Source organism: Sphingobium sp. LMC3-1-1.1 (assembly GCF_040676285.1).
Classification (GTDB): Bacteria; Pseudomonadota; Alphaproteobacteria; order Sphingomonadales; family Sphingomonadaceae; genus Sphingobium.
Genome location: NZ_JBEGHQ010000057.1, coordinates 1 through 571 on the forward strand (window position 1 = coordinate 1; position 571 = coordinate 571).

Below are 571 nucleotides of genomic sequence, written 5' to 3' on the forward strand. Positions count from 1 at the left end.
AACTCATTCTCGACGAGCGGACCGGACAGGTGGCCTATGTCATCCTGTCCACGGGCGGTTTCCTCGGACTGGGACAGAGCTATCATCCCATACCCTGGTCGGCGTTCCGCTATGACGAGACGCAGGGTGGATATGCAGCCGCCATCGACAAACGGCTGCTGGAGGGTGCCCCCAGCTTCCGGCCGGATTCAGCGCCTGTCTTCGACGATGCCTATGGCCGGCGCGTGACAGACTATTTTCGGCTTCCGCCTGCCGCCACCGGCTGATCAACAGCCCATAAAGGGGCGGCAAAAATAGGTAATTGACCGGTGTCGAATAGACGCAGGGTGGTCGTGCAAACCGTGCTAAGGTGCGTCTGCGAATCCCTGCGCTCACGTTGAGAGCCTTCACTTCGCGATTACCCGGACCCGGCTTTCACCCCGCGAGCTTTCCGGTTTCCCCGGAAAGGGGCATCATCGTGAACCGAGTTATCCATCCTGACGTCGTGCGCAATCTGGCGCTGGCGATCCTCGCCTCATCCACCGCGCCTGCGCTGCTGCTCGACGGAGATCTCACCGTGATAGCCGGCAGC

At 61.3% G+C, this 571-nt stretch carries 1 protein-coding gene; it reads left to right on the forward strand.

Translation table 11 applies throughout. From position 1 onward, the window contains the following. Positions 1–266, forward strand: a 266-nt coding sequence (locus MRBLMC3_RS19950; RefSeq protein ID WP_363831714.1) for a PRC-barrel domain-containing protein, incomplete at its 5' end; no start/stop codon positions are given. Positions 267–571: the final 305 nt, after the last annotated feature.